Source organism: Pseudomonas sp. SK2 (assembly GCF_016772395.1).
GTDB lineage: Bacteria > Pseudomonadota > Gammaproteobacteria > Pseudomonadales > Pseudomonadaceae > Aquipseudomonas > Aquipseudomonas taiwanensis.
In genome coordinates this window covers 391,703-417,617 of the sequence record NZ_CP061944.1, presented here as the reverse complement: position 1 = coordinate 417,617, position 25,915 = coordinate 391,703, and the positions used below count along the sequence as shown (strand labels likewise).

General features: G+C 61.6%; 24 protein-coding genes and 1 pseudogene. 11 read left to right on the top strand and 14 right to left on the bottom strand.

Features of this window, described 5'->3' with window-relative positions; translation table 11 throughout:
* Positions 1 to 30: 30 nt before the first annotated feature.
* Both IF103_RS01835 and hutC read right to left on the bottom strand, forming a co-directional pair.
* Entirely contained in the window at positions 31 to 609 is a 579-nt protein-coding gene (locus IF103_RS01835) for a HutD/Ves family protein (RefSeq protein ID WP_023378291.1), read from the bottom strand.
* Complete coding sequence (gene hutC / locus IF103_RS01830) at positions 606 to 1,316, bottom strand: histidine utilization transcriptional repressor HutC (RefSeq protein WP_177325254.1); 711 nt, start codon at positions 1,314 to 1,316, stop codon at positions 606 to 608. Before hutC ends, IF103_RS01835 begins: the two co-directional genes overlap by 4 nt.
* Before the next feature lie 144 nt (positions 1,317 to 1,460).
* On the opposite strand from hutC, the gene IF103_RS01825 reads away from it, so the two are divergent.
* A complete protein-coding gene (locus IF103_RS01825; RefSeq protein ID WP_202675826.1) occupies positions 1,461 to 2,825 on the top strand; it encodes a formimidoylglutamate deiminase in 1,365 nt (454 codons plus the stop codon).
* A 73-nt stretch (positions 2,826 to 2,898) separates the two neighbouring features.
* Here IF103_RS01825 and IF103_RS01820 read toward each other — a convergent pair whose 3' ends face one another.
* Together IF103_RS01820 and bamE are read right to left on the bottom strand one after the other, a co-directional pair.
* Positions 2,899 to 3,471: a lipocalin family protein gene (locus IF103_RS01820; RefSeq protein ID WP_023378288.1), complete on the bottom strand. Its 573-nt coding sequence runs from the start codon at positions 3,469 to 3,471 to the stop codon at positions 2,899 to 2,901.
* Positions 3,468 to 3,722 (bottom strand): outer membrane protein assembly factor BamE domain-containing protein, encoded by a 255-nt coding sequence (bamE, locus tag IF103_RS01815; protein ID WP_023378287.1) that lies wholly within the window; start codon positions 3,720 to 3,722, stop codon positions 3,468 to 3,470. Before bamE ends, IF103_RS01820 begins: the two co-directional genes overlap by 4 nt.
* A 226-nt stretch (positions 3,723 to 3,948) precedes the next feature.
* Here bamE and IF103_RS25240 point away from each other — a divergent pair.
* Together IF103_RS25240 and IF103_RS25235 are read left to right on the top strand one after the other, a co-directional pair.
* Positions 3,949 to 4,938: pseudogene (locus tag IF103_RS25240) on the top strand (cache domain-containing protein); the annotation flags it as partial.
* 114 nt (positions 4,939 to 5,052) lie between these two features.
* Positions 5,053 to 5,841: a methyl-accepting chemotaxis protein gene (locus IF103_RS25235; protein ID WP_374374106.1), complete on the top strand. Its 789-nt coding sequence runs from the start codon at positions 5,053 to 5,055 to the stop codon at positions 5,839 to 5,841.
* A gap of 63 nt (positions 5,842 to 5,904) precedes the next feature.
* On the opposite strand, the gene IF103_RS01805 is transcribed toward IF103_RS25235, so the two are convergent.
* The 3 genes from IF103_RS01805 to IF103_RS01795 form a co-directional block, all read right to left on the bottom strand.
* On the bottom strand, positions 5,905 to 6,501 hold the full coding sequence (locus IF103_RS01805; RefSeq protein ID WP_023378285.1) for a DUF924 family protein: 597 nt from the start codon (positions 6,499 to 6,501) through the stop codon (positions 5,905 to 5,907).
* Between the two features lie 3 nt (positions 6,502 to 6,504).
* Complete coding sequence (locus tag IF103_RS01800; protein WP_023378284.1) at positions 6,505 to 7,515, bottom strand: class 1 fructose-bisphosphatase; 1,011 nt, start codon at positions 7,513 to 7,515, stop codon at positions 6,505 to 6,507.
* Positions 7,516 to 7,722: 207 nt separating this feature from the next.
* Entirely contained in the window at positions 7,723 to 10,173 is a 2,451-nt protein-coding gene (locus IF103_RS01795; RefSeq protein ID WP_027907930.1) for a glycogen/starch/alpha-glucan phosphorylase, read from the bottom strand.
* A gap of 188 nt (positions 10,174 to 10,361) precedes the next feature.
* Here IF103_RS01795 and IF103_RS01790 point away from each other — a divergent pair, with 188 nt between their 5' ends.
* Positions 10,362 to 10,766 carry a YkgJ family cysteine cluster protein gene (locus IF103_RS01790; protein ID WP_023378282.1) on the top strand — a complete coding sequence of 135 codons (405 nt, stop codon included), beginning with the start codon at positions 10,362 to 10,364 and terminating at the stop codon, positions 10,764 to 10,766.
* A 97-nt stretch (positions 10,767 to 10,863) separates the two neighbouring features.
* Here the strand turns inward: IF103_RS01790 and typA are convergent, their stop codons facing one another.
* A complete protein-coding gene (gene typA / locus IF103_RS01785) occupies positions 10,864 to 12,684 on the bottom strand; it encodes a translational GTPase TypA (protein ID WP_023378281.1) in 1,821 nt (606 codons plus the stop codon).
* A gap of 129 nt (positions 12,685 to 12,813) precedes the next feature.
* On the bottom strand, positions 12,814 to 14,268 hold the full coding sequence (thiI, locus tag IF103_RS01780; RefSeq protein WP_023378280.1) for a tRNA uracil 4-sulfurtransferase ThiI: 1,455 nt from the start codon (positions 14,266 to 14,268) through the stop codon (positions 12,814 to 12,816).
* A gap of 614 nt (positions 14,269 to 14,882) precedes the next feature.
* Here thiI and glnA point away from each other — a divergent pair.
* The 4 genes from glnA to ntrC all read left to right on the top strand — a co-directional run bounded on the left by glnA (position 14,883) and on the right by ntrC (position 19,754).
* Positions 14,883 to 16,289: a glutamate--ammonia ligase gene (gene glnA, locus IF103_RS01775; RefSeq protein WP_023378279.1), complete on the top strand. Its 1,407-nt coding sequence runs from the start codon at positions 14,883 to 14,885 to the stop codon at positions 16,287 to 16,289.
* Between the two features lie 148 nt (positions 16,290 to 16,437).
* On the top strand, positions 16,438 to 16,980 hold the full coding sequence (locus IF103_RS01770) for a chorismate mutase (RefSeq protein ID WP_202675825.1): 543 nt from the start codon (positions 16,438 to 16,440) through the stop codon (positions 16,978 to 16,980).
* Positions 16,981 to 17,235: 255 nt separating this feature from the next.
* Positions 17,236 to 18,321: a nitrogen regulation protein NR(II) gene (gene glnL, locus IF103_RS01765; protein WP_023378276.1), complete on the top strand. Its 1,086-nt coding sequence runs from the start codon at positions 17,236 to 17,238 to the stop codon at positions 18,319 to 18,321.
* On the top strand, positions 18,318 to 19,754 hold the full coding sequence (gene ntrC / locus IF103_RS01760; protein WP_023378275.1) for a nitrogen regulation protein NR(I): 1,437 nt from the start codon (positions 18,318 to 18,320) through the stop codon (positions 19,752 to 19,754). The genes glnL and ntrC overlap by 4 nt, the downstream gene beginning before the upstream one ends.
* An 85-nt stretch (positions 19,755 to 19,839) precedes the next feature.
* On the opposite strand, the gene IF103_RS01755 is transcribed toward ntrC, so the two are convergent.
* Together IF103_RS01755 and IF103_RS01750 are read right to left on the bottom strand one after the other, a co-directional pair.
* Positions 19,840 to 20,025 (bottom strand): hypothetical protein, encoded by a 186-nt coding sequence (locus IF103_RS01755; RefSeq protein WP_023378274.1) that lies wholly within the window; start codon positions 20,023 to 20,025, stop codon positions 19,840 to 19,842.
* 506 nt (positions 20,026 to 20,531) lie between these two features.
* On the bottom strand, positions 20,532 to 20,969 hold the full coding sequence (locus IF103_RS01750; RefSeq protein ID WP_027907927.1) for a hypothetical protein: 438 nt from the start codon (positions 20,967 to 20,969) through the stop codon (positions 20,532 to 20,534).
* On the opposite strand from IF103_RS01750, the gene trmL reads away from it, so the two are divergent.
* Positions 20,968 to 21,429: a tRNA (uridine(34)/cytosine(34)/5-carboxymethylaminomethyluridine(34)-2'-O)-methyltransferase TrmL gene (trmL, locus tag IF103_RS01745; RefSeq protein WP_013974580.1), complete on the top strand. Its 462-nt coding sequence runs from the start codon at positions 20,968 to 20,970 to the stop codon at positions 21,427 to 21,429. The two genes, IF103_RS01750 and trmL, sit on opposite strands and share 2 nt — an antisense overlap.
* Positions 21,430 to 21,550: 121 nt before the next feature.
* Here trmL and secB read toward each other — a convergent pair whose 3' ends face one another.
* Genes secB through IF103_RS01730 form a run of 3 tightly spaced genes read right to left on the bottom strand, consistent with a single transcriptional unit; the run spans position 21,551 to position 22,739 of the window.
* Positions 21,551 to 22,030, bottom strand: coding sequence for a protein-export chaperone SecB (secB, locus tag IF103_RS01740; RefSeq protein WP_027907926.1), 480 nt, complete (start codon positions 22,028 to 22,030; stop codon positions 21,551 to 21,553).
* A gap of 39 nt (positions 22,031 to 22,069) precedes the next feature.
* Positions 22,070 to 22,324: a glutaredoxin 3 gene (gene grxC, locus IF103_RS01735; protein WP_023378271.1), complete on the bottom strand. Its 255-nt coding sequence runs from the start codon at positions 22,322 to 22,324 to the stop codon at positions 22,070 to 22,072.
* Between the two features lies 1 nt (position 22,325).
* Positions 22,326 to 22,739 carry a rhodanese-like domain-containing protein gene (locus tag IF103_RS01730; RefSeq protein WP_023378270.1) on the bottom strand — a complete coding sequence of 138 codons (414 nt, stop codon included), beginning with the start codon at positions 22,737 to 22,739 and terminating at the stop codon, positions 22,326 to 22,328.
* A 205-nt stretch (positions 22,740 to 22,944) separates the two neighbouring features.
* On the opposite strand from IF103_RS01730, the gene gpmI reads away from it, so the two are divergent.
* A complete protein-coding gene (gpmI, locus tag IF103_RS01725; RefSeq protein ID WP_023378269.1) occupies positions 22,945 to 24,480 on the top strand; it encodes a 2,3-bisphosphoglycerate-independent phosphoglycerate mutase in 1,536 nt (511 codons plus the stop codon).
* A gap of 140 nt (positions 24,481 to 24,620) precedes the next feature.
* Positions 24,621 to 25,913, top strand: coding sequence for a murein hydrolase activator EnvC family protein (locus IF103_RS01720; protein WP_027907925.1), 1,293 nt, complete (start codon positions 24,621 to 24,623; stop codon positions 25,911 to 25,913).
* Positions 25,914 to 25,915: the final 2 nt, after the last annotated feature.

The following is a 25,915-nucleotide window of genomic DNA, read 5'->3' as shown; positions in this document are numbered from 1 at the left end:
TTCGGTAACAAATTGTGCGATCGCAGTGCGTTACCGGGAAACGTCGCTCAGTTCGATGACACAGCACAAGCCAGTGATCGCCAGTTCCATCAGGCGCTCATTACCGCTCAGGTGCAGGCAGTCATAGCGGTCGAGGTTATCCACAGGCTGGCCACCGACACTGACTTGCAGTTGCGCCTGCCCGCTGAACACCAACACAGTGCCGGCAGCACTGAACAGCCGGGTACTGCCGTTGAACCATTGCAGGCGCGCACGGTAACGCTCGGGGGCATAGATGAGGTTGAAATCACGGATCGGCCCACCCAGCAGGTGACAACTCACCTGGCTCTGGCCATCGAAGGCGAACGCATCGAGCGGTAACAATGGCCGTGACGCGACGCCATCGACACTGAGGCGCATGCCGTCACCCTGCAGCACGGTGATGATCCGCTGGTAGCCGGCGAAGCTGGAAAATCCGCCGGATGCTTCAATGTCGGCAATGGAAAGGCGCCAGCCGAAACCGTCCAGGCCATCACCCGCATCGCGCGTGATTTCTTCGGTGAAACCGCCACCGTTCTTCCAAGGCATGCGCGGGTAGTCCCGTGCGCGTAACAACTGCAGCTGGCTCATTTGCTGAAACGTCCTTCCAGGCGATGACGGGAACCGGGGTGAATCAACCGAGCGGCGGTCACGGGCAGACGACCGGACCAAGTACGCCGACGGATCAGCAGGCAAGGCTCGCCACGCTCGATCTGCAGTAATTGGCACTCATCGGGTTCGGCGAGGATGGCCTCGACCACATGCTCGCCTTCTGTCAGTGGCGCAACCTGGGACAGGTAGGCATACGGGGTCTGCCGGGTAAAATCCTGCTTGAGGTAGTCCGGGGCGATGGCAGCGTTGACATAGCGGTCCTCGATTTGCACCGGTACGCCATTCTCGTAGTGCACGATCAGCGAGTGGAACACCCGCTGGCCTTCGCGCATGTCCAGGGCCAGCGCCCGCTCGGAACCGGCCGCCTCTTCGGCAAGGGTGATCACCTGACAGCTATGCTGGTGGCCCCGGGCGGCAATTTCGTCGGCGATATTATGGACTTCGAACAGCGCCGAGCGGGTCTTGGGTTCGGCGACGAAGGTACCTACGCCCTGCATGCGGACCAGCAAGCCCTCTGCGGTCAGCTCGCGCAGGGCGCGGTTGATGGTCATGCGACTGAAGCCCAGTTCGCTGACCAGCTCGCTTTCCGAGGGAACCCGGTGGTGTGGCGGCCAGCTGCCGTTTTCGATCTGCTGGACGATCATCTGCTTGACCCGGGCATACAGCGGCGCCGGCCCTTCGCCCATCTGGGCGACCAGCGTGGAGACAGGAGGTGTCGGCACGGCGTTTGGTCCTTGTGCGAATTGATTGAGCGGTAGCTTGCCGGAGTTTACCCGGCAGGCAAACGGCTGTATATGTATATACAAGCTGAACAATAACAGGATCGCCACATGCCCGCCTACTTCACCGAACGCGCCCTCCTGCCCAACGGTTGGGCTAACGATGTCCGTCTGGAGGTCGCTGTCGATGGCCACCTGACAGACGTGCAAGCCAATGCCAGCGCTGAGGGCGCCGAACGGTTGCACGGGCCGCTGTTGCCGGGCATGCCGAACTTGCACTCCCACGCATTCCAGCGCGCCATGGCAGGCCTGGCCGAGGTGGCCGGCAATCCCAACGACAGCTTCTGGACCTGGCGCGAGCTGATGTACCGGATGGTCGGCAAGATCTCGCCGGAGCAACTGCACGTCATCGCCCGCCAGCTTTACATCGAGATGCTCAAGGCCGGTTATACCTCGGTGGCCGAGTTCCACTATGTCCATCATGACCAGGCAGGAAAGGCCTACGCCGACCCCACCGAGCTGTCCCGGCGCATCAGCGCCGCCGCCACCAGCAGCGGTATCGGCCTGACCTTGCTGCCCGTGCTTTACAGCCATTCAGGCTTCGGCGGCCAGGCCCCCAATGAAGGCCAGCGCCGCTTCATCAACACCACGGAACAGTACCTGGCCCTGCAGGCACAGCTCGCCCCTGTCCTGGCGGCCCAACCCGCGCAGCAGCTCGGCCTGTGCTTCCACTCCTTGCGTGCGGTTACCCCTGGGCAGATCGACCAGGTGCTGGCAGCGACCAATCAGCAGTGCCCGGTTCACATCCACATCGCCGAACAGCAGAAAGAAGTGGATGACTGCCTGGCGTGGAGCGGCCTGCGCCCACTGCAGTGGCTGTACGAGCACGTAAGCGTCGACCCGCGCTGGTGCCTGGTACATGCCACCCACGCCATTGCCGATGAAGTGGCGGCCATGGCCCGCAGCGGTGCCGTCGCAGGCCTGTGCCTGACCACCGAAGCCAACCTGGGTGATGGCATCTTCCCGGCGGTGGATTACCTGGCTGAAGGTGGACGACTGGGCATCGGCTCGGACAGCCATGTCTCGCTGAGCGTAGTGGAAGAACTGCGCTGGCTGGAATATGGACAGCGCCTGCGGGACCAGCGGCGCAACCGTCTGCATGGTGAACGCCAGCCGATGGTGGGACGTACGCTGTATGACGCAGCGCTAAGCGGCGGGGCCCAGGCGCTGGGCCAGACCATCGGCACCCTGGAACGGGGCAAACGGGCCGACTGGCTCGTGCTCGACGGGCAGGACCCGTACATCGCCACTGCCGATGGCGACGCCATTCTGAACCGCTGGCTGTTTGCCGGTGGAGATCGTCAGGTACGGGATGTAATGGTCAATGGTCAGTGGGTAGTGCGTCAGGGGCGACATGCCCAGGAAGAGGAAAGCGCGCGGGCGTTCGCACAGGTGTTGCGGCAGCTGTTGGGATGACGTGTCGAGAAATGGCCCTTTCGCCGGCAAGCCGGCTCCTACGAGGAGCTGGATGCCGGCGAGGAGGCTGGCATCAATGCATCTGCACGATCTGCTTGTCGGCCGTGCGCCAGATCAAGCGACTGGTGTCATAACCCTGCTGCCGGGCTTTGGACAACAGGTTCTCGCGCTCCCAGGCCGGCAAGGTCGGCGTGCGCGAAAGAATCCACAGGTACTTGCGGTCCGGGCTGCCGACGATTGCCGTGCGGTAACGGTCATCCACGTACAGGATCCAGTACTCGCCCTTGGTCAGACCCGGTACCAGGCGGGTGAACCAGTTATCGAATTCCACCCATAACTTGTCGGTATGGCCAGGCTCCTGAATGTTGGCATGCCCCTCGGCGCGCAACCACTCGTCGCCCATTGTCCGGCACCGGTTGAGCACGCCATACGAGCCATCCTGCTTGAGGTTGTAATGGGCCTCTGACTGGGCACATTCGCTCTGGTAAGGCATTGGCAGTCGGGCCAGCTCGTACCACTTGCCTTGGTAACGCTTGAGGTCGACGTTGCCTGCGGTCTTTGGTGCCAGCGGGTCGTTGGCCGACGTGGCGCACCCCCCCAGCAGCATCACCAGGCACAGACCCAGCAGCAGGTGCAGACGCTTCATTTGAGACCCTGCCCTGAGTACATCAGAACCCTGTCAGCTGCGTACTGCACGCTGATGAAGCTCTTTTCGTCCCCCCAGGTGCAGCTGCTCATGCCCAGTGCGCCAGAGCACTCGGTGGGCGTGCCGAGCAGTTGCTCGACCTCGGCCTTGTTCATACCGGCCTTGAGCTTGGAATAGTTTTCCTGATTGATCTTGCTGCACGCAGTCAGGACGACGCACAAGGACAACAGGGCGAGGGAACGCAACGACATGAAGGGACACTCCTGGACAAGTAGGTGCAGGCGAGTGGCCTGCAGTGTCCTTCGACGGGAAAAACCCTCCCTGGTTCCCTGGATGCCACCCTTTACACATGCACCGTCGGTCGGCTGGCGCTGCGCAAACGATTAAGGTTTCCTTGCGCCAGGTCGACACAGCGAGCGGCGCTGTGGCGGATTGCCACACCCTCTCCCTCCGACTTGCCTTGCGCAGACCGTATTCATGACCAAGAACCTGAAGTTCAGCCACAAGATTCTGCTGGCCGCCGCCCTCGTGGTAGCGGTCGCCTTCACCTGTTTCGTCCTGTTCAACGACTACCGACAACGTCAGTCGCTGCGCAGCGATACGCAAGCTACCCTGAGGGACCTGGGCAATCTGACGGCGGGCAACATCCACAACTGGCTCGACAGCCGCATCCAACTGCTCGACTCGCTGGCCCAGCAAGTCGCGCTGGACGGCCCTGGCAAGGCCAGCCTCGACCGCAGCCTGTCGCTGCCGGTGTATGGCAGCAACTTCCAACTCACCTACTTCGGCGGCCAGGATGGCAGCATGCAGTCGGTACCGGTCGGCAACCGCGCCGCCGACTACGACCCTCGTGCAAGAGGCTGGTACAAGGCCGCCAGCGCCGCCAACCGGACCATCGTCACCGAACCCTACATCTCGGCATCCGCCGGTAAGCTGGTGATCACCCTGGCCACGCCGGTGCAACAGGCTGGCAAGCTGATTGGCGTCAGCGGCGTAGACACCGACCTGCAGACCATCAGCAACCTGATCAACACCCTGGACTTCGATGGCCGCGGGCATGCATTTATCGTCAACGGCGAAGGCAAGATCCTGATCCACCCCAAGGCCGAACTTGCGCTCAAGACCTTGGCCGACGTCTATCCAGGCACTCCGCCGCGCACCACCAGCGGCCTGCAGGAGGTCGAGCTGGACGGGCGCAAGCAGTTCATCAGCTTCACCCATGTCGACGGCGTACCCTCTGCTGATTGGTACGTGGCACTGGTCCTCGACCAAGACGCGGCCTTCGCCATGCTGGGCGAGCTACGCACCTCGGCCATCGTCGCGACCCTGATTGCGGTGGTGGTGATCATTGGCCTGCTGAGCCTGCTGATACGCGTGCTGATGGAGCCACTGCACTTGATGGGACGCGCGATGCATGACATCGCCGAAGGTGAAGGTGACCTGACCCGCCGCCTGACCATTCATGCTCAGGACGAATTCGGCAGCCTCGGCAAATCGTTCAACCGCTTCGTCGAGCGAATCCACGAGTCCATCCGCGAAGTCGCCTCGGCCACTGGCCAGGTCAATGCGGTAGCGGCACAGGTGGTGTCGGCCTCCAATGCCTCGATCGACAATGCCGACCAGCAGTCCAGCCGCACCAGCAGCGTGGCCGCGGCCATCAACCAGCTGGGTGCCGCGGCCCAGGAAATCGCCCAGAACGCGGCGCTGGCCTCGCAGCATTCCAGCGAAGCACGAGGCCTGGCCGAGGATGGCCACCAGGTGGTTGGTCGCACGATAGAGGTGATGAACCAGCTGTCGGCGCGCATCAGCGACTCCTGCGGCAACATCGAAACGCTGAACGCACACACCGCGAACATCGGCCAGATTCTCGATGTGATCAGCGGTATTTCCCAGCAGACCAACCTGCTGGCGCTCAACGCCGCGATCGAAGCTGCTCGCGCGGGCGAGGCCGGACGTGGTTTTGCCGTGGTGGCCGATGAGGTACGCAACCTGGCCCATCGCACCCAGGAATCGGCACAGCAGGTACAGCGCCTGATCGAAGAGCTGCAGGCCGGCGCGCAGGTGGCGGTCAGCACCATGAACCAGAGCCGACAGCACAGCGACCACAGCGTTGGCATCGCCAATCAGGCGGGTGAACGGTTGAGCAGCGTGACCCAGCGCATTGGGGAAATCGATGGCATGAACCAGTCGGTCGCGACCGCTACCGAAGAACAGACTGCCGTGGTGGAGTCGATCAACGTCGACATTACCGAGATCAATGCATTGAATCAGGAAGGCGTGCAAAACCTGCAGAGCACCTTGCGTGCCTGCACCGACCTCGAACACCAGGTGGAGCGGTTGAAACAGCTGGTGGGGAGTTTCCGGATCTGAGATGGCGGGCCGCATCGCCGGCAAACCGGCTCCTACGCGTCTTGTGGGAGCCGGCGCACGGCGCTAGAACCTGGACCCAGGCTCCAGCAGAAAGTCCATCTCTTCACTGGTGCTCGGCCGCCCCAGCACCAGGTTGCGATGCGGGAAACGCCCGAACCGGGCAATTACCCGCTGGTGCTTTTCGGCATAGTCGAGGAACCCTTCGAACAACCGGCGGTTCGCCTCCGGCTGTTCATCGAGCAGGATCTGGTAACGCTCGACGCACAGGTTCTGCCAGTCCAGCACCTCGGCATGCTCCAGCACCAGCAGCACGAACACCCGCTGAATAGGCAGCAGCTGGTAATCCCAGTCCTTCTGCAGCCCCTGCATGGCAACCACCTGGGCACGCCGGTCGCCGTCGAAGGCGCGCGGCGTGTCGCGGTAGATCATGCGCGGCAGTTGGTCCAGCAGGATCAGCAGGGCCAGCCAGCCTTGCGGGCTTTGCTGCCATTCATCGAGGCCGCCGGCCAAGGCCTGCTCGACGAGCTCGCCGAACAGCGCCTGAGCCTCGCCGTCGTGGTGTTTGCCGAACCACAACGTGCTCTTCTCGTCAGCCACGGCCTGGGGACTGGTGCCCCAACCGAACCACCACTCCAGCAACGGCTGCCAAGGTGCGAGCATGTCTTACTCCTTGTGGTAAGCGGTAACGCGCTCGACCTCTTCCTTCGAGCCCAGGATGACCGACACGCGCTGGTGCAGGCTTTCTGGCTGGATATCGAGGATGCGATCGTAACCGTTGGTGGAAGCGCCACCCGCCTGCTCGATGATGAAGGACATCGGGTTGGCTTCGTACATCAGGCGCAGCTTGCCCGGCTTGCTCGGCTCGCGCGCGTCGCGCGGGTACATGAACAGGCCACCACGGGTCAGGATGCGGTGTACGTCGGCCACCATCGAGGCGATCCAGCGCATGTTGTAGTTCTTGTTCAGCGGGCCGGTCTCGCCAGCCAGCAGTTCGCCCACGTAGCGCTGAACCGGGGCTTCCCAGTGACGCTGGTTGGACATGTTGATGGCGAACTCGGCGGTGCTTTCCGGTACGCGAATGTTTTCGTGGGTCAGGACGAAGCTGCCCAGCTCGCGGTCCAGGGTGAAGCCCTTGACGCCATTGCCCAGGGTCAGGATCAGCATGGTCTGCGGGCCATAGATGGCATAACCGGCGGCGACCTGCTGGGTACCTGGCTGCAGGAAGGCTTTTTCGTTCAGGGTTTCGTTCTGGCTCAGGTACTCGTTCGGGCAGCGCAGTACCGAGAAGATGGTGCCGACCGAGACGTTGACGTCGATGTTGGACGAGCCATCCAGCGGGTCGAAGACCAGCAGGTAAGCACCCTTGGGGTATTTGCCCGGGATCTGGTAGGCGTTGTCCATTTCCTCGGAGGCCATGCCGGCCAGGTGACCGCCCCACTCGTTGGCTTCGAGCAGGATCTCGTTGGAGATGACGTCCAGTTTCTTCTGTACTTCGCCCTGCACGTTTTCAGTGCCCATGCTACCCAGCACGCCACCCAGGGCGCCCTTGGACACGTTGTGGCTGATTTCCTTGCACGCACGCGCCACCACTTCGATCAGGAAGCGCAGATCGGCAGGGGTATTGTTGCTGCGGGTCTGCTCAATCAGATAGCGACTCAGGGTAACGCGGGACATGTATGGCTCCGAAAGGATAGGGGGAGAAAACCCCCGCAGTTTACAGGGAGTGTTCAATGCTAGCGAGCAAAGAGACTCATCTTGCTGCCTTGAGTTCAGCCACCGCCCTGCCAATGGTCGGGGCCGGTCGCCGGCAAGCCGTCTCCCGCGCGAGCTTACGGCAGGTGCCGAATAGCCGGCGATGGGCCGCGTCGCGGCCCCTTTGTATCAATCCAGCGCCTTCCAGATTTCGGTGGCGTACTCGCGTATGGTCCGGTCAGACGAGAACCAGCCCATTCGCGCCGTATTCAGTACCGCCATGCGCCACCATTCCTCCGGCTTGTGCCACAACTCCTCCACCCGTCGCTGGGCATCCCAATAGGCGTCGAAGTCGGCGCATACCAGAAACCGGTCATGGGCCACCAGGCCATCGATCAGCCCAGCGTAGCGCGAGGGGTCGTCTGGCGAGAACACCCCGCTGCGGATTGCTTGCAATACGTCGCTCAGGCGCGTGGAGGCGGCAATGGCGGCACCGGCACCGAAGTCCCCGGCACGGCGCCGCGTCTCCACCTGCTGGGCGGTCAGGCCGAAGATGAACATGTTGTCGGCACCGACCTGCTCGCACATCTCCACGTTGGCGCCGTCCAGGGTCCCGATGGTCAGTGCGCCGTTGAGGCCGAACTTCATGTTGCTGGTGCCCGACGCCTCGTACCCGGCTGTGGAGATCTGCTCGGAAAGGTCTGCCGCCGGGATAATGCTTTCGGCCAGGCTGACGTTGTAGTTGGGCAGGAACACCACCTTGAGCAGCCCGCGCACGGTCGGGTCGTTGTTGACCACACGGGCGATGTCATTGGCCAGCTTTATGATCAGCTTGGCCTGGTGATAGCTGGCTGCCGCCTTGCCGGCGAAGATCTTCACCCGTGGCACCCACGCGGTACCGGGCTCGGCGCGCATCGCCTGGTACAACGCCACGGTGTGCAGCAGGTTGAGCAATTGCCGCTTGTACTCGTGGATACGCTTCACCTGCACGTCGAACAGCGCCTCGGGATTGACCGTCACCCCCAGGCGGTCCTGGATGATGCTGGCCAGCGCACGCTTGCTGTGCAGGCGCTGGGCGGCGAACTGTTTGCGGAAACTGCCTTTGTCCGCGAAAGGCACCAGATTGGCCAGGCGCCCTTCCGGGTCATCCAACAGCTCTGGCCCCAGCGCCTCGACCAGCATCGCGGTCAGCGGCGGGTTGGACTGATACAGCCAGCGGCGGAAGGTGATGCCATTGGTCTTGTTGTTGATTCGATGCGGGTAGAGCTTGTGCAGCTCAGCGAACACGGTGCTTTTCATCAGCTTGCTGTGCAGCGCCGAAACACCGTTGACGCTGTGCGAACCGAGGAACGCCAGGTTGCCCATGCGCACACGGCGGCCATTGTCCTCCTCGATCAGCGAGACCGCGCGCAGCACGTCGAAATCGTGCAGGCCTTTGGCGCGCAAGGCGTCGATATGGTAGGCGTTGATCAGATAGATGATCTGCATGTGCCGTGGCAGCATGCGCTCCATCAGGGCCACAGGCCAGGTTTCCAGTGCCTCGGGCAACAACGTGTGATTGGTGTAGGCCAGCGTGCCGACGGTCAGCTCCCAGGCCTTGTCCCAAGGCACTTCATGCTGGTCGACCAACAGCCGCATCAACTCGGCCACGGCAATCGAGGGGTGGGTATCGTTGAGCTGGATGGCGGCCGCATCAGGCAGGTTGAGGAAGTCCTTGTGCATGTTCAGGTGGCGGCGCAGCAAATCCTGCAGCGAGGCGGACACGAAGAAGTATTCCTGACGCAGCCGCAGTTCCTGGCCGGCCTCGGTGCTGTCCGCGGGGTACAGTACCCGCGAAATGCTCTCGGCCCTTGCCACTTCGGCCACCGCGCCCAGGTGGTCGCCCGCATTGAAGCGCTCCAAATGCAGCTCTTCCAGCGCCCGGGCACGCCATAGCCGCAAGGTATTGACGCTGGCGCCACGCCAGCCGACTACCGGCGTATCGTAGGCCACCGCCCGCACCGTTTCGCCCGGCCACCATACCTGGCGCTGCTGGCCATTGGCATCGTGTACCGTCTCGACGCTGCCACCGAAGCTGATCGGGTAGATGACCTCTGCCCGCTCGAACTCCCAGGGGTTGCCGAAATCCAGCCAGTTCTCGGTCTGTTCCTGCTGCCAGCCATCGACCACCGCCTGACGGAACAGGCCATGCTCGTAGCGAATGCCATAGCCATGGGCCGCGATGCCCAGGGTCGACATGCTCTCCATGAAGCACGCCGCCAACCGGCCCAGGCCACCGTTGCCCAGCGCTGCATCCGGCTCCAGCAGGCGAATCCGCTCCAGGTCCACGTCCAGCCCTTCCAAGGCTTCACGGGCAATGTCCAGCAGGCCCAGATTGCTCAGGCTGTCATACAGCAGCCGACCGATGAGGAACTCCAGGGAAAGGTAATAGACCCGTTTCTGACTGCGTCTATAGGCGCGACGGGTGTGATCCATCCAGTGTTCGACCATGTGGTCGCGGGCAGCCAGGGCGATGGCTTCGAACCAGTCATGGTCGAAAGCGTGCTCTGGGTCCTTGCCGACCGCATAGGTCAGTTTGGCCAGTACAGCGGCACGGAACTCGGCCACCTCGGCGTCACGTGCTTTGGGTTCCTGGGACATGCGGCATCCTCGGGCAAGTTGACGAAAGCGGAGGGAGAGTGTTGAGACTAGACCCTTCGACAAGGAGTGACAGCACCTGTTCGCAGTTTTCATGCCCGCTTTACGATTCCGGCAAAAGGTTGTTCACAATTTGAACAACTCCGGTATGATCGCGCGCCCCAAGACCGTGATTCACCTCTTAAAAAACGATGAAAACGACCCTGATTGCCGCGGCCGAAGTAGACCGCCTGGAAACCTGGCAGCGCTATGCCAGCCACATGTGCGGGGGCTGCCATTCGACCTGCTGCACCCTGCCGGTTGAAGTGAAGATCAAAGACTTGATCCGCATCGGCGTGGTAGACGAGTTCGAGAAGGACGAGCCGCCGAAGAACATCGCCAAACGCCTGCAGAAAGACGGCATCATCGAGCGTTTCAACCAGAAGTCAGGCATTTTCACCCTGACGCGGATGAGCAACGACGATTGCCTCTATCTGGATCGCAAGAGCCGGCTGTGCACCATTTATGACAAGCGACCGGATACCTGCCGGAACCATCCGAAGGTCGGGCCTCGCCCGGGGTACTGCGCCTACAAGCCCAAGGCCACAACCCGCTGATCGCCTGCCTGCCCTGTTCTCTCAGGAACAGCAGGCAAACAAAAACGCCCCCGGCCTTTCGACCGGGGGCGTTTTCGTTTCAACTCAAGCTAGACGATCAAGCCTTGGCTTTCTTGGCAGCGCGGGTACGCTCGCCTTCGTCCAGGATCTTCTTGCGCAGACGGATCGACTTCGGCGTGACTTCGCACAGCTCGTCGTCCTGGATGAATTCCAGGGCCTGTTCCAGCGTGTGGCGAACCGGCGGAACCAAGGCGATGACTTCGTCCTTGCCCGAAGCACGCATGTTGTCGAGCTTCTTGCCTTTGGTCGGGTTGACGCCCAGGTCGTTGTCACGGCTGTTCAGACCGATGATCTGACCGTTGTAGATATCCTGGCCGTGCTCGATGAACAGCTTGCCACGAGCCTGCAGGGTTTCCAGCGAGTAGGTCAGGGCCTTGCCGGTCTCGATCGAAACCAGAACACCGTTCAGACGGCCGGACATCTGGCCAGGCTTCATGGTGTCATAGCGATCGAAGATCGAGGTCAGGATGCCTGCACCGTTGGTCAGGGTCAGGAACTGGTTACGGAAACCGATCAGACCGCGAGCTGGGACGTTGTACTCCAGACGAACACGGCCTTTGCCATCCGGCGCCATATTGGTCAGGTCGCCCTTACGCAGGCCCATTTCTTCCATGACCTTGCCCTGGGATTCTTCAGGGATGTCGATGGTGACGTTCTCGTACGGTTCCTGCTTGACGCCGTTCACCTCACGGATGATCACTTCAGGACGGCCTACAGCCATCTCGAAGCCTTCACGGCGCATGGTTTCGATCAGTACCGACAGGTGCAGCTCACCACGGCCGGAAACCTTGAACTTGTCAGCCGAGTCGCCTTCTTCGACGCGCAGGGCAACGTTGTACAGCAGTTCTTTGTCCAGACGTTCTTTGATGTTACGGCTGGTGACGAACTTGCCTTCCTTGCCGCAGAACGGCGAGTCGTTGACCTGGAAGGTCATCGAAACGGTCGGCTCGTCGACAGTCAGCGGCTTCATCGCCTCGACGTGGTTCATGTCGCACAGGGTGTCGGAGATGAACAGCTCGTCGAAACCGCTGATGCAGACGATGTCGCCAGCGGTAGCTTCTTCGACGTCGACACGGTGCAGGCCGTGGTGGCCCATCAGCTTGAGAATACGGCCGTTGCGCTTCTTGCCTTCGGTGTCGATGGCGACGACCGGAGTGTTCGGCTTGACGCGGCCACGGGCGATACGGCCTACGCCGATAACACCCAGGAAGCTGTTGTAGTCCAGCGCGGAGATCTGCATCTGGAACGGGCCGTCGACGTCAACGGTCGGAGCCGGAACGTGGTCGACGATGGCCTGGTACAGCGGGGTCATGTCTTCGGCCATGTTGGTGTGGTCCAGACCGGCGATGCCGTTCAGGGCCGAGGCGTAGACAACCTGGAAGTCCAGCTGGTCGTCGGTGGCGCCGAGGTTGTCGAACAGGTCGAAGATCTGGTCCAGTACCCAGTCAGGACGCGCGCCCGGACGGTCGACCTTGTTGATCACGACGATCGGCTTGAGGCCAGCTTCGAAGGCCTTCTTGGTCACGAAGCGGGTTTGCGGCATCGGGCCGTCCTGGGCATCGACCAGCAGCAGCACCGAGTCGACCATCGACATGACACGCTCAACCTCGCCACCGAAGTCGGCGTGGCCGGGGGTGTCGACGATGTTGATGCGGTAGTCGTTCCAACGGATGGCGGTGTTTTTCGCCAGGATGGTGATACCGCGCTCTTTTTCCTGGTCGTTGGAGTCCATGACGCGCTCGTCGTTGAGCTCGTTACGCTCCAGGGTGCCGGACTGGCGCAGGAGTTTGTCGACCAGGGTGGTTTTACCATGGTCAACGTGGGCGATGATGGCGATGTTACGCAGATTTTCGATCACAACTGTATCTCGATCAGAGGATTCGGGTTGCCGCCCAGTCTAGGCGGCCAATATGTAAGGCATAAGGCTCAGCGGGGCCGGCTGTCGGGAGGGCGATGGCGGATACTGCCGCCATACAGCCCTGGCGTCTTATGTCGGACGATAAACACGCACATTGGCATGTCCCTCACTGAGCAGATGGTGTGCGTGCAGACGGCTCATCACACCCTTGTCGCAATACAGCAGGTACTGGCGGTTGGCATCCAGGTGCTTGAACTTGCTGTTGATCGCATAGAACGGCATGGCCTGGACTTCGATACCGTCGATGACCAGAGGTTCGTCTTCCTGGGCATCGGGGTGGCGGATGTCGATGACGATCTGACCAGGCAAGGCCTGCGCCACTTCCTCGATTTCGACGTCCTTGCCCAGCTCGTCGATCACATGGTCGATGGAGATGAACTTGGCGCGCTCCAGGGCGCGCTCGAGCACAGCCATGTCGAACTGCTTCTCTTCATGCTCCATGCGGTGACGCTTGGCATGGGTAGTAGGGTTCACCGAGATCACGCCACAGTACTCGGGCATGTGCTTGGCGAACTCGGCGGTGCCGATCTGGGAGGCCGTGTCGATGATGTCCTGCTTGTGGCTGGCCAGCAGCGGACGCAGTACCAGCTTGTCGGTAGCCGAATCGATGATCGACAGGTTCGGCAGGGTCTGGCTGGAAACCTGGGAAATCGCCTCGCCGGTGACCAGCGCATCGATTTCCAGACGCTCGGCCATGCGCGCGGCACCGCGCAGCATCATGCGCTTGAGGGTCACGCCCATGTAGCTGTTGTCGACCTTGTTCAGAATCTCGCCGACCACTTCCTCGAACGGCACACTGATGAACAGCACGCGCTGGCTGCTGCCGAACTTCTTCCACAAGTAATGGGCCACTTCCATCACGCCCAGCTCGTGGGCACGGCCGCCCAGGTTGAAGAAGCAGAAGTGGGTCATCAGGCCGCGGCGCATCATCTGATAGGCCGCCACGGTGGAGTCGAAGCCACCGGACATCAGCACCAGGGTCTGCTCAAGGGCACCCAGCGGGTAGCCGCCGATGCCGTTGTGCTGGTTGTGAATGACGTACAGGCGCTGATCGCGGATTTCGATGCGCACCAGCACTTCCGGGTTCTTCAGGTCGATGCCGACGGCGCCGCACTGCTGACGCAACTGGCTGCCGACGTAGCGGTCAACGTCCATCGAGGTGAAATCGTGATGGCCGCCGCGCTTGCAGCGCACGGCGAAACGCTTGCCGGCCAGCAGGTGGCCGAAGTGCTGCTTGCACTTGGCGACGATATCGTCGAAGTCGCCCAGCGGGTATTCTTCGACCTGCAGGAAATGGGTGATACCCGGCGTGCAGGTGAGGCGCTCGATCATTTCGCGCTGGACTTTCTCGTCCTCGATGCGGGTGACCACTTCGAGATTGTCCCAGACACCATCGACCGCGAGCTCAGGGTCCAGGTCCTTGAGCACGACACGGATATTCTTGCCGAGCTGACGGATGAAACGCTTGCGCACCGGCCGGCTCTTGATGGTGATCTCTGGGAAGACTTTGACGATAAGTTTCATTGGTTAACAGCGCGCGCAGGGCCTGCCGAAAATGAGGGGCGCGAATTATAGCGGATATTGCTCAGGTTTTGACCAACTTTTGGTCAGAGCGTTTGGGAGGGGATGCCGGGGGCGGGTTTTCCGCTGCCTGTGAGATCGAATGCCGCCCGCGCGACGCATCGCGAGCAAGGCTCGCTCCTACATTTGTTTCTGGCCTATGAGGTCTGTGGGATCTACGCGCGAACGCCTTGGTGCCCGGCACGATATCGCGGCGTACACACAAGGCGGTCGCGCGCGCCTGTCATTGACGTTAGTGGCCAGGAACAAATGTAGGAGCGAGCCTTGCTCGCGATGCGCCGCGCGGGCGGTGCGACCTCAGGCGCACCACAAAAACCACGACACGCACATATTTGGTGCATGAGCACCAGAAAGCGCCCTCAAAAGATGCACTTTTGTACGCCAGACGCCGGCCAGATGCCCGTAAACGCCCCCTTTTATCCCGCCCTCGCCATTTTTGGGCACTGGCATGCAATTTGCTCTCTTGTGAGGCAGGTAAGCTTGGCCGACTATGCGCGCCCGGCGACACCCTTTTTCCAGGGCAGCGGCTAAGCGCCCTAGACCATCCGGAGGACAACATGTCGAAGTCGGTTCAACTCATCAAAGATCATGACGTCAAGTGGATTGATCTGCGTTTCACGGACACCAAAGGCAAGCAGCACCACGTCACCATGCCCGCTCGCGACGCGCTGGATGACGACTTCTTCGAAGCTGGCAAGATGTTCGACGGCTCGTCGATCGAAGGCTGGAAAGGCATCGAAGCTTCCGACATGATCCTGCTGCCGGACGACTCCTCCGCCGTCCTGGACCCGTTCACCGAAGAGCCGACCCTGATCCTGGTCTGCGACGTGATCGAGCCGTCCACCATGCAAGGCTACGACCGCGACCCACGCGCCATCGCCAAGCGTGCCGAAGAATTCCTGAAGTCGACCGGTATCGGTGACACCGTACTGGTAGGCCCGGAGCCTGAGTTCTTCATCTTCGACCAGGTGAAGTTCAAGTCCGACATCTCGGGCTCGATGTTCAAGATCTACTCCGAGCAAGGCTCCTGGATGACCGATCAGGACGTCGAAGGCGGCAACAAGGGCCACCGCCCTGCCGTGAAAGGCGGCTACTTCCCGGTTCCGCCGTGCGACCACGACCACGAAATCCGTACCGCCATGTGCAACGCCATGGAAGAAATGGGCCTGGTCGTCGAAGTTCACCACCACGAAGTGGCCACTGCCGGCCAGAACGAAATCGGTGTGCGCTTCAACACCCTGGTCACCAAGGCTGACGAAGTTCAGACCCTGAAGTACTGCGTGCACAACGTTGCCGATGCCTACGGCAAGACCGCTACCTTCATGCCGAAGCCGCTGTACGGCGACAACGGCTCGGGCATGCACGTTCACATGTCGATCTCCAAAGACGGCAAGAACACCTTCTCGGGCGAAGGCTATGCCGGCCTGTCCGACACCGCCCTGTACTTCATCGGCGGTATCATCAAGCACGGTAAGGCCCTGAACGGCTTCACCAACCCGGCGACCAACTCCTACAAGCGTCTGGTACCTGGCTTCGAAGCGCCGGTCATGCTGGCCTACTCGGCCCGTAACCGTTCGGCCTCGATCCGTATCCCTTACGTTTCCAGCCCGAAAGCCCGCCGTATCGAAGCGCGCTTCCCGGACCCAGCTGCCAACCCGTACCTGTGCTTCGCCGCCCTGCTGATGGCTGGTCTGGATGGTATCCAGAACAAGATCCACCCAGGCGATGCAGCCGACAAGAACCTGTACGACCTGCCGCCTGAAGAGGCCAAGGAAATCCCGCAGGTTTGCGGCAGCCTGAAGGAAGCTCTGGAAGAGCTGGACAAGGGCCGTGCGTTCCTGACCAAGGGCGGCGTGTTCTCCGACGACTTCATCGATGCCTACATCGAGCTGAAATCGGAAGAAGAGATCAAGGTCCGTACCTTCGTTCACCCGCTGGAATACGACCTGTACTACAGCGTTTGATGACATCGGCGCGCTGCGCTGATTGAATCACCAGAAACGGCCTTCATACGAAGGCCGTTTTTGTTTACGCACAGACCTATCAGCAGCTTCCTACAAGTGAAAGCCCGCAGACTGGCCACACTCAGGTCTCCACGAAAAGGAGATCAACATGCGCCTTATCCCCGCCATGATGTGCTTGGCCTTGGCCCTTAACGGCTGCCGCGCAACCCCGCCCACCCAGCCCGAATTCGACCCGTTGCTCACCGCCATCGAACACCGCCTGGACCTTGCTGTTTCGGTCGCGACGCACAAATGGAAACTCACGCTACCGGTCCAAGCCCCTGAACGCGAGCAGCAAGTCCTGGCCAAGGTCTGCCAGGATGCGCCCGACTACGACCTCGATCCACCTCGCGCAGCGGCATTCTTCAGCGACCAGATCGAAGCCAACAAGCTCGTTCAATACACGCTGATCGATCGTTGGAATGCCCTGGGCAGTCAGCCCACCAGCACATCCCGCGATCTCGTGCACGAACTTCGCCCACGGCTGGACACGCTTCAAGCGACTTTGCTGGACGAGCTCCGCCGTTTTGACCTGCTCGACATGCGTGACTGCCCGAAAAAGCTGGCTAGCGCACTGCAACAACGCACCAATGATCCGCTACGGCACATAGCGCTGGTCCGAGCCACGGCGCAGCTGTGCGTGAAGTCCTGACCATCGCTATGCTCTATATTGGTGCGCAACAATGATCGACGCCCCACGCTGCAGCCCAAAAAAGGTCACTTGAAACGTTAAACCACCGCTTTTTGATCCGAATAAGCGCAATTTCGGGACTTTGTCACGAAATACCGCTTCTTTTCGGAGCTTTGGTTTGTTTCTTGCATTTTCCTGGCATCAGCGGATCCATAGCGCCCCCATCCCTGGCACGGCCAAGGATACGCCAGCGCAAAAAGAGGTCACCGACGCCTTATGACCATCAGCGATGCACAGCACCGTCTGCTTCTGGACAACCTGACCACGGCCACGCTCCTGCTCAATTCGGAGCTGCGTCTGGAGTACATGAACCCGGCTGCCGAAATGCTTCTGGCAGTCAGCGGTCAGCGCAGCCACGGGCAGTTCATCAGCGAGCTGTTCACCGAATCGACCGAAGCGCTCAATTCGCTGCGCCAGGCGGTGGAACAGGCACACCCGTTCACCAAGCGCGAGGCGCAACTGACGTCGCTGACCGGCCAGACCATCACCGTCGATTATGCCGTCACGCCAATCCTGCACCTGGGCAATACCTTGCTGCTGCTGGAGGTGCACCCGCGTGACCGACTGCTGCGCATCACCAAGGAAGAAGCTCAGCTGAGCAAGCAGGAAACCACCAAGATGCTGGTGCGCGGCCTGGCCCATGAAATCAAGAACCCCCTTGGCGGCATTCGCGGCGCGGCGCAGTTGCTATCGCGCGAACTGCCCGATGACGGACTGCGCGACTACACCAACGTAATCATCGAAGAGGCCGATCGCCTGCGTAATCTGGTCGACCGGATGCTCGGCTCGAACAAGCTGCCGTCATTGGCCATGACCAACATCCATGAGGTGCTGGAGCGGGTCTGCAGCTTGGTGGAGGCCGAAAGCCAGGGTTGCATCACTTTGGTGCGTGACTACGACCCTAGCCTGCCAGACGTACTGATCGACCGCGAGCAGATGATCCAGGCGGTGCTCAACATCGTGCGCAACGCCATGCAGGCGATCAGCTCGCAGAACGAACTGCGCCTTGGCCGCATCACCCTGCGCAGCCGTGCGGTGCGTCAGTTCACCATCGGCCATGTGCGCCACCGCCTGGTCGCCCGGGTCGAGATCATCGACAACGGCCCAGGCATTCCGGCGGAACTGCAGGACACCCTCTTCTATCCCATGGTCAGTGGACGCCCGGACGGTACCGGGCTGGGCCTGGCCATCACCCAGAACATCATCAGCCAGCACCAGGGCCTGATCGAGTGCGAAAGCCATGCCGGCCATACCGCTTTCTCGATCTTCCTGCCCCTGGAACAAGGAGCCACTGCCTCATGAGCCGAAGTGAAACCGTATGGATCGTCGACGATGATCGTTCCATTCGCTGGGTCCTGGAAAAAGCCCTACAACAGGAAGGCATGGCCACCCAGAGCTTCGACAGCGCCGATGGCGTGATGAGCCGGCTGGCCCGCCAGCAACCGGATGTGATCATCTCTGACATCCGCATGCCGGGTGCCAGCGGCCTCGACCTGCTGGCACAGATCCGCGAACAGCACCCACGCCTGCCGGTCATCATCATGACGGCCCACTCGGACCTGGACAGCGCAGTGGCGTCCTACCAGGGCGGCGCCTTCGAGTACCTGCCCAAGCCGTTCGACGTGGACGAGGCGGTCTCGCTGGTCAAGCGGGCCAACCAGCACGCACAGGAGCAGCAGGGACTGGATGTTCCGCAAAGCCTGGCGCGCACGCCGGAAATCATCGGCGAAGCGCCGGCCATGCAGGAGGTATTCCGCGCCATCGGCCGCCTCAGCCACTCCAACATCACCGTACTGATCAACGGCGAATCCGGTACCGGCAAGGAGTTGGTGGCCCACGCCCTGCACCGCCACAGTCCGCGAGCGGCATCGCCGTTCATCGCTTTGAACATGGCGGCCATTCCCAAGGATCTGATGGAATCGGAACTGTTCGGCCACGAGAAAGGCGCATTTACCGGTGCGGCCAACCTGCGCCGTGGCCGCTTCGAGCAAGCCGACGGTGGCACGCTGTTCCTCGACGAGATCGGCGACATGCCCGCCGACACCCAGACCCGTCTCCTGCGGGTCCTGGCCGATGGCGAATTCTATCGGGTCGGCGGCCATATTCCGGTGAAGGTCGATGTGCGCATCATCGCCGCGACGCACCAGAACCTCGAATCCCTGGTACAGGCTGGCAAGTTCCGTGAAGACCTGTTCCACCGCCTGAATGTGATCCGTATCCACATTCCGCGCCTGGCGGACCGTCGTGAAGATATTCCGGCCCTGGCTCGTCATTTCCTCGGCCGCGCGGCCCAGGAGCTGGCGGTCGAGCCGAAGCTGCTGAAGCCTGAGACCGAGGAGTTCATCCGTAACCTGCCGTGGCCGGGCAACGTGCGCCAGCTGGAAAATACCTGCCGCTGGATCACGGTGATGGCATCCAGCCGCGAAGTGCTGATTGGCGACCTGCCCCCTGAACTGCTCAACCTGCCTCAGGACGCCGCCCCGGTGACCAACTGGGAGCAGGCCCTGCGTCAGTGGGCCGACCAGGCACTAGCACGCGGGCAGTCGAACTTGCTCGACAGCGCGGTGCCCAGTTTCGAGCGGATCATGATCGAGACAGCGCTCAAGCACACTGCTGGCCGTCGCCGGGATGCCGCGGTGTTGCTGGGCTGGGGTCGCAACACGCTGACCCGCAAGATCAAGGAACTGGGCATGAATGTCGATGCCGCGGATGACGATGGAGACGAGGAAGGTTAAGTCCCAATCCTCAAACCCGTCGCTGCCCTGCACCACCGGCCAATCTGGCAGGCCAGTGGTGTAGGGCGACCAGCATTTGGATCAATTACTCTGCTTGGGCTTTGGCCCGCCACTTGTCGAAGGCCCCACGGACACCCAGGAGCTTATCGACCAGAAGCGCCAGCGACTGCTGGCCGCCCTTCCCGATCTCTTCGACTTTCCCCAGCTGGGACAGATCATCCAGGATCTTCATCGCCTGCTCCACGGTGGTGGGCTGCTTGTCTTCGCTCATGATTCATCTCCGTTTCGATGGATGGCAAATGCCGATATCGACACTAAAACCCAAGCGCCCTTGACTGAACTCGGTAAGGCTTCCTGCACCGATCCTGTGCCCGCTGCACCTTGCTAAGGCACAAACCCCCTCAAAAGTCGGCCAAATCACCCTAAACCCGCCTGTTTCCGGGTATTTCAAAACTGGCACGCCATCTGCAATAAGACCTGTACCTACAGTTTCGGGGGCCTCGGTACAGGCAGGCCGGGTGAACCCCTCTTTTATTCGCAGTCGCTCCAGTTTTGGGGACCTTGGTACAGGCAGGCCGAGACATCCCCTCTTTTACACGCAGTAGCTCCACCCTTCGGGGACCTTGGTACAGGCAGGCCGAGACATCCCCTCTTTTACACGCGGTAGCTCCACCCTTCGGGGACCTTGGTACAGGCAGGCCGAGACATCCCCTCTTTTACATGCCGTAGCATCACCCTTCGGGGACCTCGGTACAGGCAGGCCGGGAATCCCCTCTTTTATTCGTGCAGCCTCACCTGCACGCGCCAACGTCCGGCGTCCTCTGCACCGGCCCACTCGCCGTGCAGGGGACGCGCGGCTACCAGGGTCAGCAGCAGCCCTTCATCACGCTTCTGTAAACGCCAGCCCACTGGCTTGCCCTGAAGGCTCAACTGGCCTCGCTGGGCTTTGCCCTCAGCCTCGAAAAGCAACGCGACCGTTCCCTCCACGTTCTCGCCATGCAGCTTGGGTTCTTCGTTGAACCACAGGTCCAGCCCGTCCTGCACCACCTCCACCTGCTCCAGCACACGCTGGTCAGGGGTGGTCAACTTACCGATCATCAGGCCGACCATCAGACCGATGATCGCCAACGAGAGCATCACCCGTGGGAAGCCTTTCGAACGCAGGTCCGGTTCAGGGGTAGAATGCTCGCCATCTTCACGCTTGGAGCCGTGCATGTTTCACGTCATCCTTTTTCAACCAGAAATTCCGCCGAATACCGGCAACATCATTCGCCTCTGTGCCAACAGCGGTTGCGACCTGCACCTGATCGAACCCATCAGCTTCGAGCTCGATGACAAGCGCCTGCGCCGGGCGGGGCTGGATTACCACGAGTATGCCACGCTCAAACGCCACGAGAGCCTGGCCGGATGCCTGGAGAGCCTCGGCAATCCCCGCTTGTTCGCCTTCACCACCAAAGGCTCGCACCCCTTTCACGAAGTGGCCTACCAGCCGGGCGATGCGTTCCTGTTCGGGCCCGAGAGCCGTGGGCTACCGGCCGAGGTGCTGGATAGCCTGCCAGCCGAACAACGCCTGCGCCTGCCGATGCGGCCTGGGTGCCGCAGCCTGAACCTGTCCAATACCGTGGCGGTGACGGTGTACGAGGCGTGGCGACAAAACGGGTTTGCCGGGAGTTGATCGACCACCTACGGCGTTCGGAGAACCATCGCAGTCCCTGCAGGCGCCGGCTTGCCGGCGATCAGCACGGCACGCGAATATAAAAAAAGGCGACCGAAGTCGCCTTTTTCGTGGGCAGCGATTACTGCACGGTCACTTCACCGGCTTCCTGCATACGCTGCATTTCTTGAGCGTACAGGGCGTCGAAGTTGACCGGCGACAGCATCAGCGCCGGGAACGAACCGCGGGTGACCAGGCTGTCCAGGGTCTCACGGGCATAAGGGAACAGGATGTTCGGGCAGAAAGCGCCCAGGGTGTGGCTCATGGACGCCGCATCCAGGTTCTTGATCAGGAAGATGCCGGCCTGCTGGACTTCAGCGATGAAGGCCACTTCTTCGCCGTTCTTCACGGTAACCGACAGGGTCAGCACCACTTCGTGGAAGTCGCCTTCCAGTGCCTTCTGCTTGGTGTTCAGGTCCAGGGCAACACTCGGCTCCCACTGCTGGCGGAAGATCTGCGGGCTTTTCGGGGCCTCGAACGACAGGTCACGCACATAGATGCGCTGCATGGAGAACTGAGGGCTGTTGTCTTCTGCTGCGCCGTTGGTCTGTTGGTCAGTCATGGCAGATCCTTATCCTAATGTTTTTGAATGCAATGCAAATCAGGCCGCCAGCAGCGCGTCGAGCTTGCCGGCACGCTCCAGGGCGTAGAGGTCATCGCATCCACCGACGTGGGTGCTGCCGATCCAGATCTGCGGCACCGAAGTACGGCCGGCCTTCTGGCTCATCTCGGCGCGTACCTGCGGCTTGCCGTCGACCTTGATTTCCTCGAACTCCACGCCTTTGCTCTCGAGCAGGTACTTGGCGCGCATGCAGTAGGGGCAGTAGTCGCTGGAATAGACGATGACGGGCTTCATATCACTTCACCAGGGGCAGGTTATCGGCTTTCCAGCTGGAAACGCCACCGCTGAGCTTGGCGGCTGTGTAACCAGCTTTGAGCAACTCGCGGCAGATGGTGCCGGACTGTTGGCCCATTGCATCGACGACGATCAGGGTCTTGGCCTTGTGCTTTTCCAGCTCGGTCATGCGGTTGACCAGTTTGTCCTGGGGGATGTTCAGCGCGCCGACGATGTGACCGGTGGAGTATTCCTTGGCCGGACGAATGTCGATGACCAGACCTTTTTCGGCGTTGACCAGTGCGGTCAACTGGCCGTTGCTCAGGCTCTGCCCGCCACGACGGATTTCGTTGACCAACAGGGCGACCAGCAAGACAACGAAGATCGCCACCAGGATGTAGTGGTTTGTCGCAAATTGAATCAGGTTAGCAACCATCTGGGGTGTTCCACGCGATTGAAAATGCCGGCCAGTATACACAGCCGCTTATGACCACCAAAGCCCGACGGGCCGGCGGCGAAGGCACTTTCATCCCGCACCATCGCCGCGCCGGTCGGGCAACGGGACGATTATTCGCCGTTGATGGCGCATTTGCCCTAAAATGCGTGTCTTTATCATCTTTGAACAACCGTGAGTTTGATTGATGACGAGCACGCCCAAACCCCTGGTCCTGATCATCCTGGATGGCTTCGGTCATAGCGAAAGCCCCGAATACAATGCCATCTATGCCGCCAACACCCCGGTCTACGACCGCCTGCGCGCCAGTCAGCCGCATGGTCTGATTTCCGGTTCCGGGATGGACGTCGGCCTGCCGGACGGGCAGATGGGCAACTCCGAAGTCGGTCACATGAACCTCGGCGCTGGCCGTGTCGTGTACCAGGACTTCACCCGCGTCACCAAAGCCATCCGCGACGGCGAGTTCTTCGAAAACCCCGTACTCACTGGCGCCGTGGACAAGGCTGCCGGTGCCGGCAAGGCGGTGCACATCCTCGGCCTGCTCTCCGACGGCGGCGTGCACAGCCACCAGGACCACCTGATCGCCATGGCCGAACTGGCCGCTCGACGTGGCGCTGAAAAAATCTACCTGCATGCCTTCCTGGACGGCCGTGACACTCCGCCGCGTAGCGCGCAGACCTCCATCGAGCTGCTCGACGCCACTTTCGCCAAGCTCGGCAAGGGCCGTATCGCCAGCCTGATCGGCCGCTACTACGCGATGGACCGTGACAACCGCTGGGACCGCGTCAGCGCCGCCTACAACCTGATCGTCGACAGCGTTGCCGAGTACACCGCAGACAGCGCCGTTGCTGGCCTGGAAGCCGCCTACGCCCGTGACGAAAGCGACGAGTTCGTCAAGGCCACGCGTATCGGCGAAGCGGTCAAGGTCGAAGATGGCGATGCCGTGATCTTCATGAACTTCCGTGCCGACCGCGCCCGCGAGCTGTCCCGGGTGTTCGTGGAGCCGGACTTCAACGAATTCCCTCGCGCCCGCCTGCCGAAACTGGCCGCCTACATCGGCCTGACGCAGTACTCGGCCAAAATCCCGGCACCCGCCGCCTTCGCCCCGGCCAGCCTGAACAACGTACTGGGCGAGTATCTGGCGAAACAGGGCAAGACCCAGCTGCGCATCGCCGAGACCGAGAAATACGCCCATGTGACCTTCTTCTTCTCGGGCGGCCGCGAAGAGCCGTTCGAAGGCGAAGAACGCATCCTGATCCCTTCGCCGAAGGTCGCCACCTACGACCTGCAACCGGAGATGAGCGCCCCCGAGGTCACCGACCGTATCGTCGAAGCCATCGAGCAGCAGCGCTATGACGTGATCGTGGTCAACTACGCGAACGGCGACATGGTCGGTCACACCGGCGTGTTCGAAGCAGCGGTCAAGGCGGTCGAGGCACTGGACGGCTGTGTCGGGCGCATTGTCGAGGCTCTGGATAAAGTCGGCGGCGAGGCGCTGATCACCGCCGACCACGGCAACGTCGAGCAAATGGAAGACGAGTGCACAGGCCAGGCGCACACCGCCCACACCACCGAGCCGGTACCGTTCATCTATGTCGGCAAGCGCAACGTCAAGGTCCGCGAAGGCGGCGTCCTGGCTGACGTGGCGCCGACCATGCTGAAGCTGCTTGGGCTGGAAAAGCCGGTGGAGATGACCGGCACCTCGATTCTGGTCGATGCCTGATCGACACCCAGGGGCTGCTTTGCGGCCCCCTGGCACATGAATTCCAGACAAACGCCTCTCTGCACCGGCAGTGAGGCGTTTTTTTTGCAGGCTTGCGCGGGCATACTAGGCCAGTCTCCATCCTTGGTACGCCCAACCTCATGCTTCGCGCCCTGATCCTCCTCGCCCTGTCTTGCCTGCTCAGCCCGGCCTTCGCCGACGAGCGCGCACAGACCCAGCAACAACTGGACGCCACCCGCCAGGACATCGCCGAGCTCAAGAAGATGCTGGGCAAGCTCCAGGAAGAAAAATCAGGCGTGCAAAAAGACCTCAAGAGCACCGAGACCGACATCGGCAACCTCGAAAAGCAGGTGGAGGCTCTGCAGCAAGAACTAAAAAAGACCGAGGGCGAGCTGGAGCGCCTTGATACCGAGAAAAAAAAACTCCAGAGCGCCCGCACTGAACAACAGCGACTGATTGCCATCCAGGCCCGTTCGGCCTACCAGAACGGTCGCGAGGAGTACCTCAAGCTGCTGCTCAACCAGCAGAACCCGGAGAAGTTCGCGCGCACCCTTACCTACTACGACTACCTGAGCAAGGCACGCATGGAGCAACTGCGCGCCTTCAACGAAACCCTGCGCCAACTGGCCAATGTCGAACAGGACATCGCTCGCCAGCAGGAACAATTGCTCACCCAGCGCGCCGACCTCGATACCCAGCGCCAGGCCCTGGAGGCTGAGCGCAGCAAGCGTCAGCAAGTGCTGGCCAAGCTCAACAGCGACATGAAGGACCGCGACCAGAAACTACAGGCCCGCGAGCAGGACCAGGCCGACCTGGCCAAGGTGCTCAAGACCATCGAGGAAACCTTGGCTCGCCAGGCCCGCGAGGCCGAGGAGGCGCGCAAGAAAGCCCTGCTGGCCCAGCAGGAAGCGGAAAAGCGCCGTCAGCAGGAGGCCCTGGCCGCCGCCCGCGAGCGCGACGATGCCGAGCCTGCGAAAAAGGCCCGCACCACCCTGGGCCCGATGGTGTCCAGCGATGGCGCAAGCTATGGCGGTGCATTTTCCGCCGCACGGGGAAAACTTCCATGGCCGGTCAATGGTCGATTGCTTGCACGCTTCGGCGATGCCCGAGGCAGCGATGCCCGGGCCAAGTGGGACGGCGTGATGATCAGCGCCAGCCCCGGCACCCAGGTCCGCGCCGTGCATGGCGGGCGCGTGGTGTTCGCCGACTGGTTGCGTGGCGCCGGACTTCTGGTCATTCTGGACCATGGCAATGGTTATCTGAGCTTGTACGGCCACAATCAAAGCCTGCTCAAGAGCGCCGGCGACATCGTCAAGGCCGGCGAGGCCATTTCCACCGTGGGTGACAGCGGTGGGCAGGACAGCGCAGGTTTGTACTTCGCCATCCGTCAGCAGGGTCGTCCTACCGACCCAGCCCAGTGGTGCCGAGGCTAGTT

Bases quoted from the DNA above. Each gene is read 5' to 3' on its own strand.
- IF103_RS01835 (WP_023378291.1), bottom strand. From the start codon at position 609: ATGAGCCAGCTGCAGTTGTTACGCGCACGGGACTACCCGCGCATGCCT.
- hutC (WP_177325254.1), bottom strand. From the start codon at position 1,316: ATGGGCGAAGGGCCGGCGCCGCTGTATGCCCGGGTCAAGCAGATGATC.
- IF103_RS01825 (WP_202675826.1), top strand. From the start codon at position 1,461: ATGCCCGCCTACTTCACCGAACGCGCCCTCCTGCCCAACGGTTGGGCT.
- IF103_RS01820 (WP_023378288.1), bottom strand. From the start codon at position 3,471: ATGAAGCGTCTGCACCTGCTGCTGGGTCTGTGCCTGGTGATGCTGCTG.
- bamE (WP_023378287.1), bottom strand. From the start codon at position 3,722: ATGTCGTTGCGTTCCCTCGCCCTGTTGTCCTTGTGCGTCGTCCTGACT.
- IF103_RS01805 (WP_023378285.1), bottom strand. From the start codon at position 6,501: ATGCTCGCACCTTGGCAGCCGTTGCTGGAGTGGTGGTTCGGTTGGGGC.
- IF103_RS01800 (WP_023378284.1), bottom strand. From the start codon at position 7,515: ATGTCCCGCGTTACCCTGAGTCGCTATCTGATTGAGCAGACCCGCAGC.
- IF103_RS01795 (WP_027907930.1), bottom strand. From the start codon at position 10,173: ATGTCCCAGGAACCCAAAGCACGTGACGCCGAGGTGGCCGAGTTCCGT.
- IF103_RS01790 (WP_023378282.1), top strand. From the start codon at position 10,362: ATGAAAACGACCCTGATTGCCGCGGCCGAAGTAGACCGCCTGGAAACC.
- thiI (WP_023378280.1), bottom strand. From the start codon at position 14,268: ATGAAACTTATCGTCAAAGTCTTCCCAGAGATCACCATCAAGAGCCGG.
- glnA (WP_023378279.1), top strand. From the start codon at position 14,883: ATGTCGAAGTCGGTTCAACTCATCAAAGATCATGACGTCAAGTGGATT.
- IF103_RS01770 (WP_202675825.1), top strand. From the start codon at position 16,438: ATGCGCCTTATCCCCGCCATGATGTGCTTGGCCTTGGCCCTTAACGGC.
- glnL (WP_023378276.1), top strand. From the start codon at position 17,236: ATGACCATCAGCGATGCACAGCACCGTCTGCTTCTGGACAACCTGACC.
- ntrC (WP_023378275.1), top strand. From the start codon at position 18,318: ATGAGCCGAAGTGAAACCGTATGGATCGTCGACGATGATCGTTCCATT.
- IF103_RS01755 (WP_023378274.1), bottom strand. From the start codon at position 20,025: ATGAGCGAAGACAAGCAGCCCACCACCGTGGAGCAGGCGATGAAGATC.
- trmL (WP_013974580.1), top strand. From the start codon at position 20,968: ATGTTTCACGTCATCCTTTTTCAACCAGAAATTCCGCCGAATACCGGC.
- IF103_RS01750 (WP_027907927.1), bottom strand. From the start codon at position 20,969: ATGCACGGCTCCAAGCGTGAAGATGGCGAGCATTCTACCCCTGAACCG.
- secB (WP_027907926.1), bottom strand. From the start codon at position 22,030: ATGACTGACCAACAGACCAACGGCGCAGCAGAAGACAACAGCCCTCAG.
- grxC (WP_023378271.1), bottom strand. From the start codon at position 22,324: ATGAAGCCCGTCATCGTCTATTCCAGCGACTACTGCCCCTACTGCATG.
- IF103_RS01730 (WP_023378270.1), bottom strand. From the start codon at position 22,739: ATGGTTGCTAACCTGATTCAATTTGCGACAAACCACTACATCCTGGTG.
- gpmI (WP_023378269.1), top strand. From the start codon at position 22,945: ATGACGAGCACGCCCAAACCCCTGGTCCTGATCATCCTGGATGGCTTC.
- IF103_RS01720 (WP_027907925.1), top strand. From the start codon at position 24,621: ATGCTTCGCGCCCTGATCCTCCTCGCCCTGTCTTGCCTGCTCAGCCCG.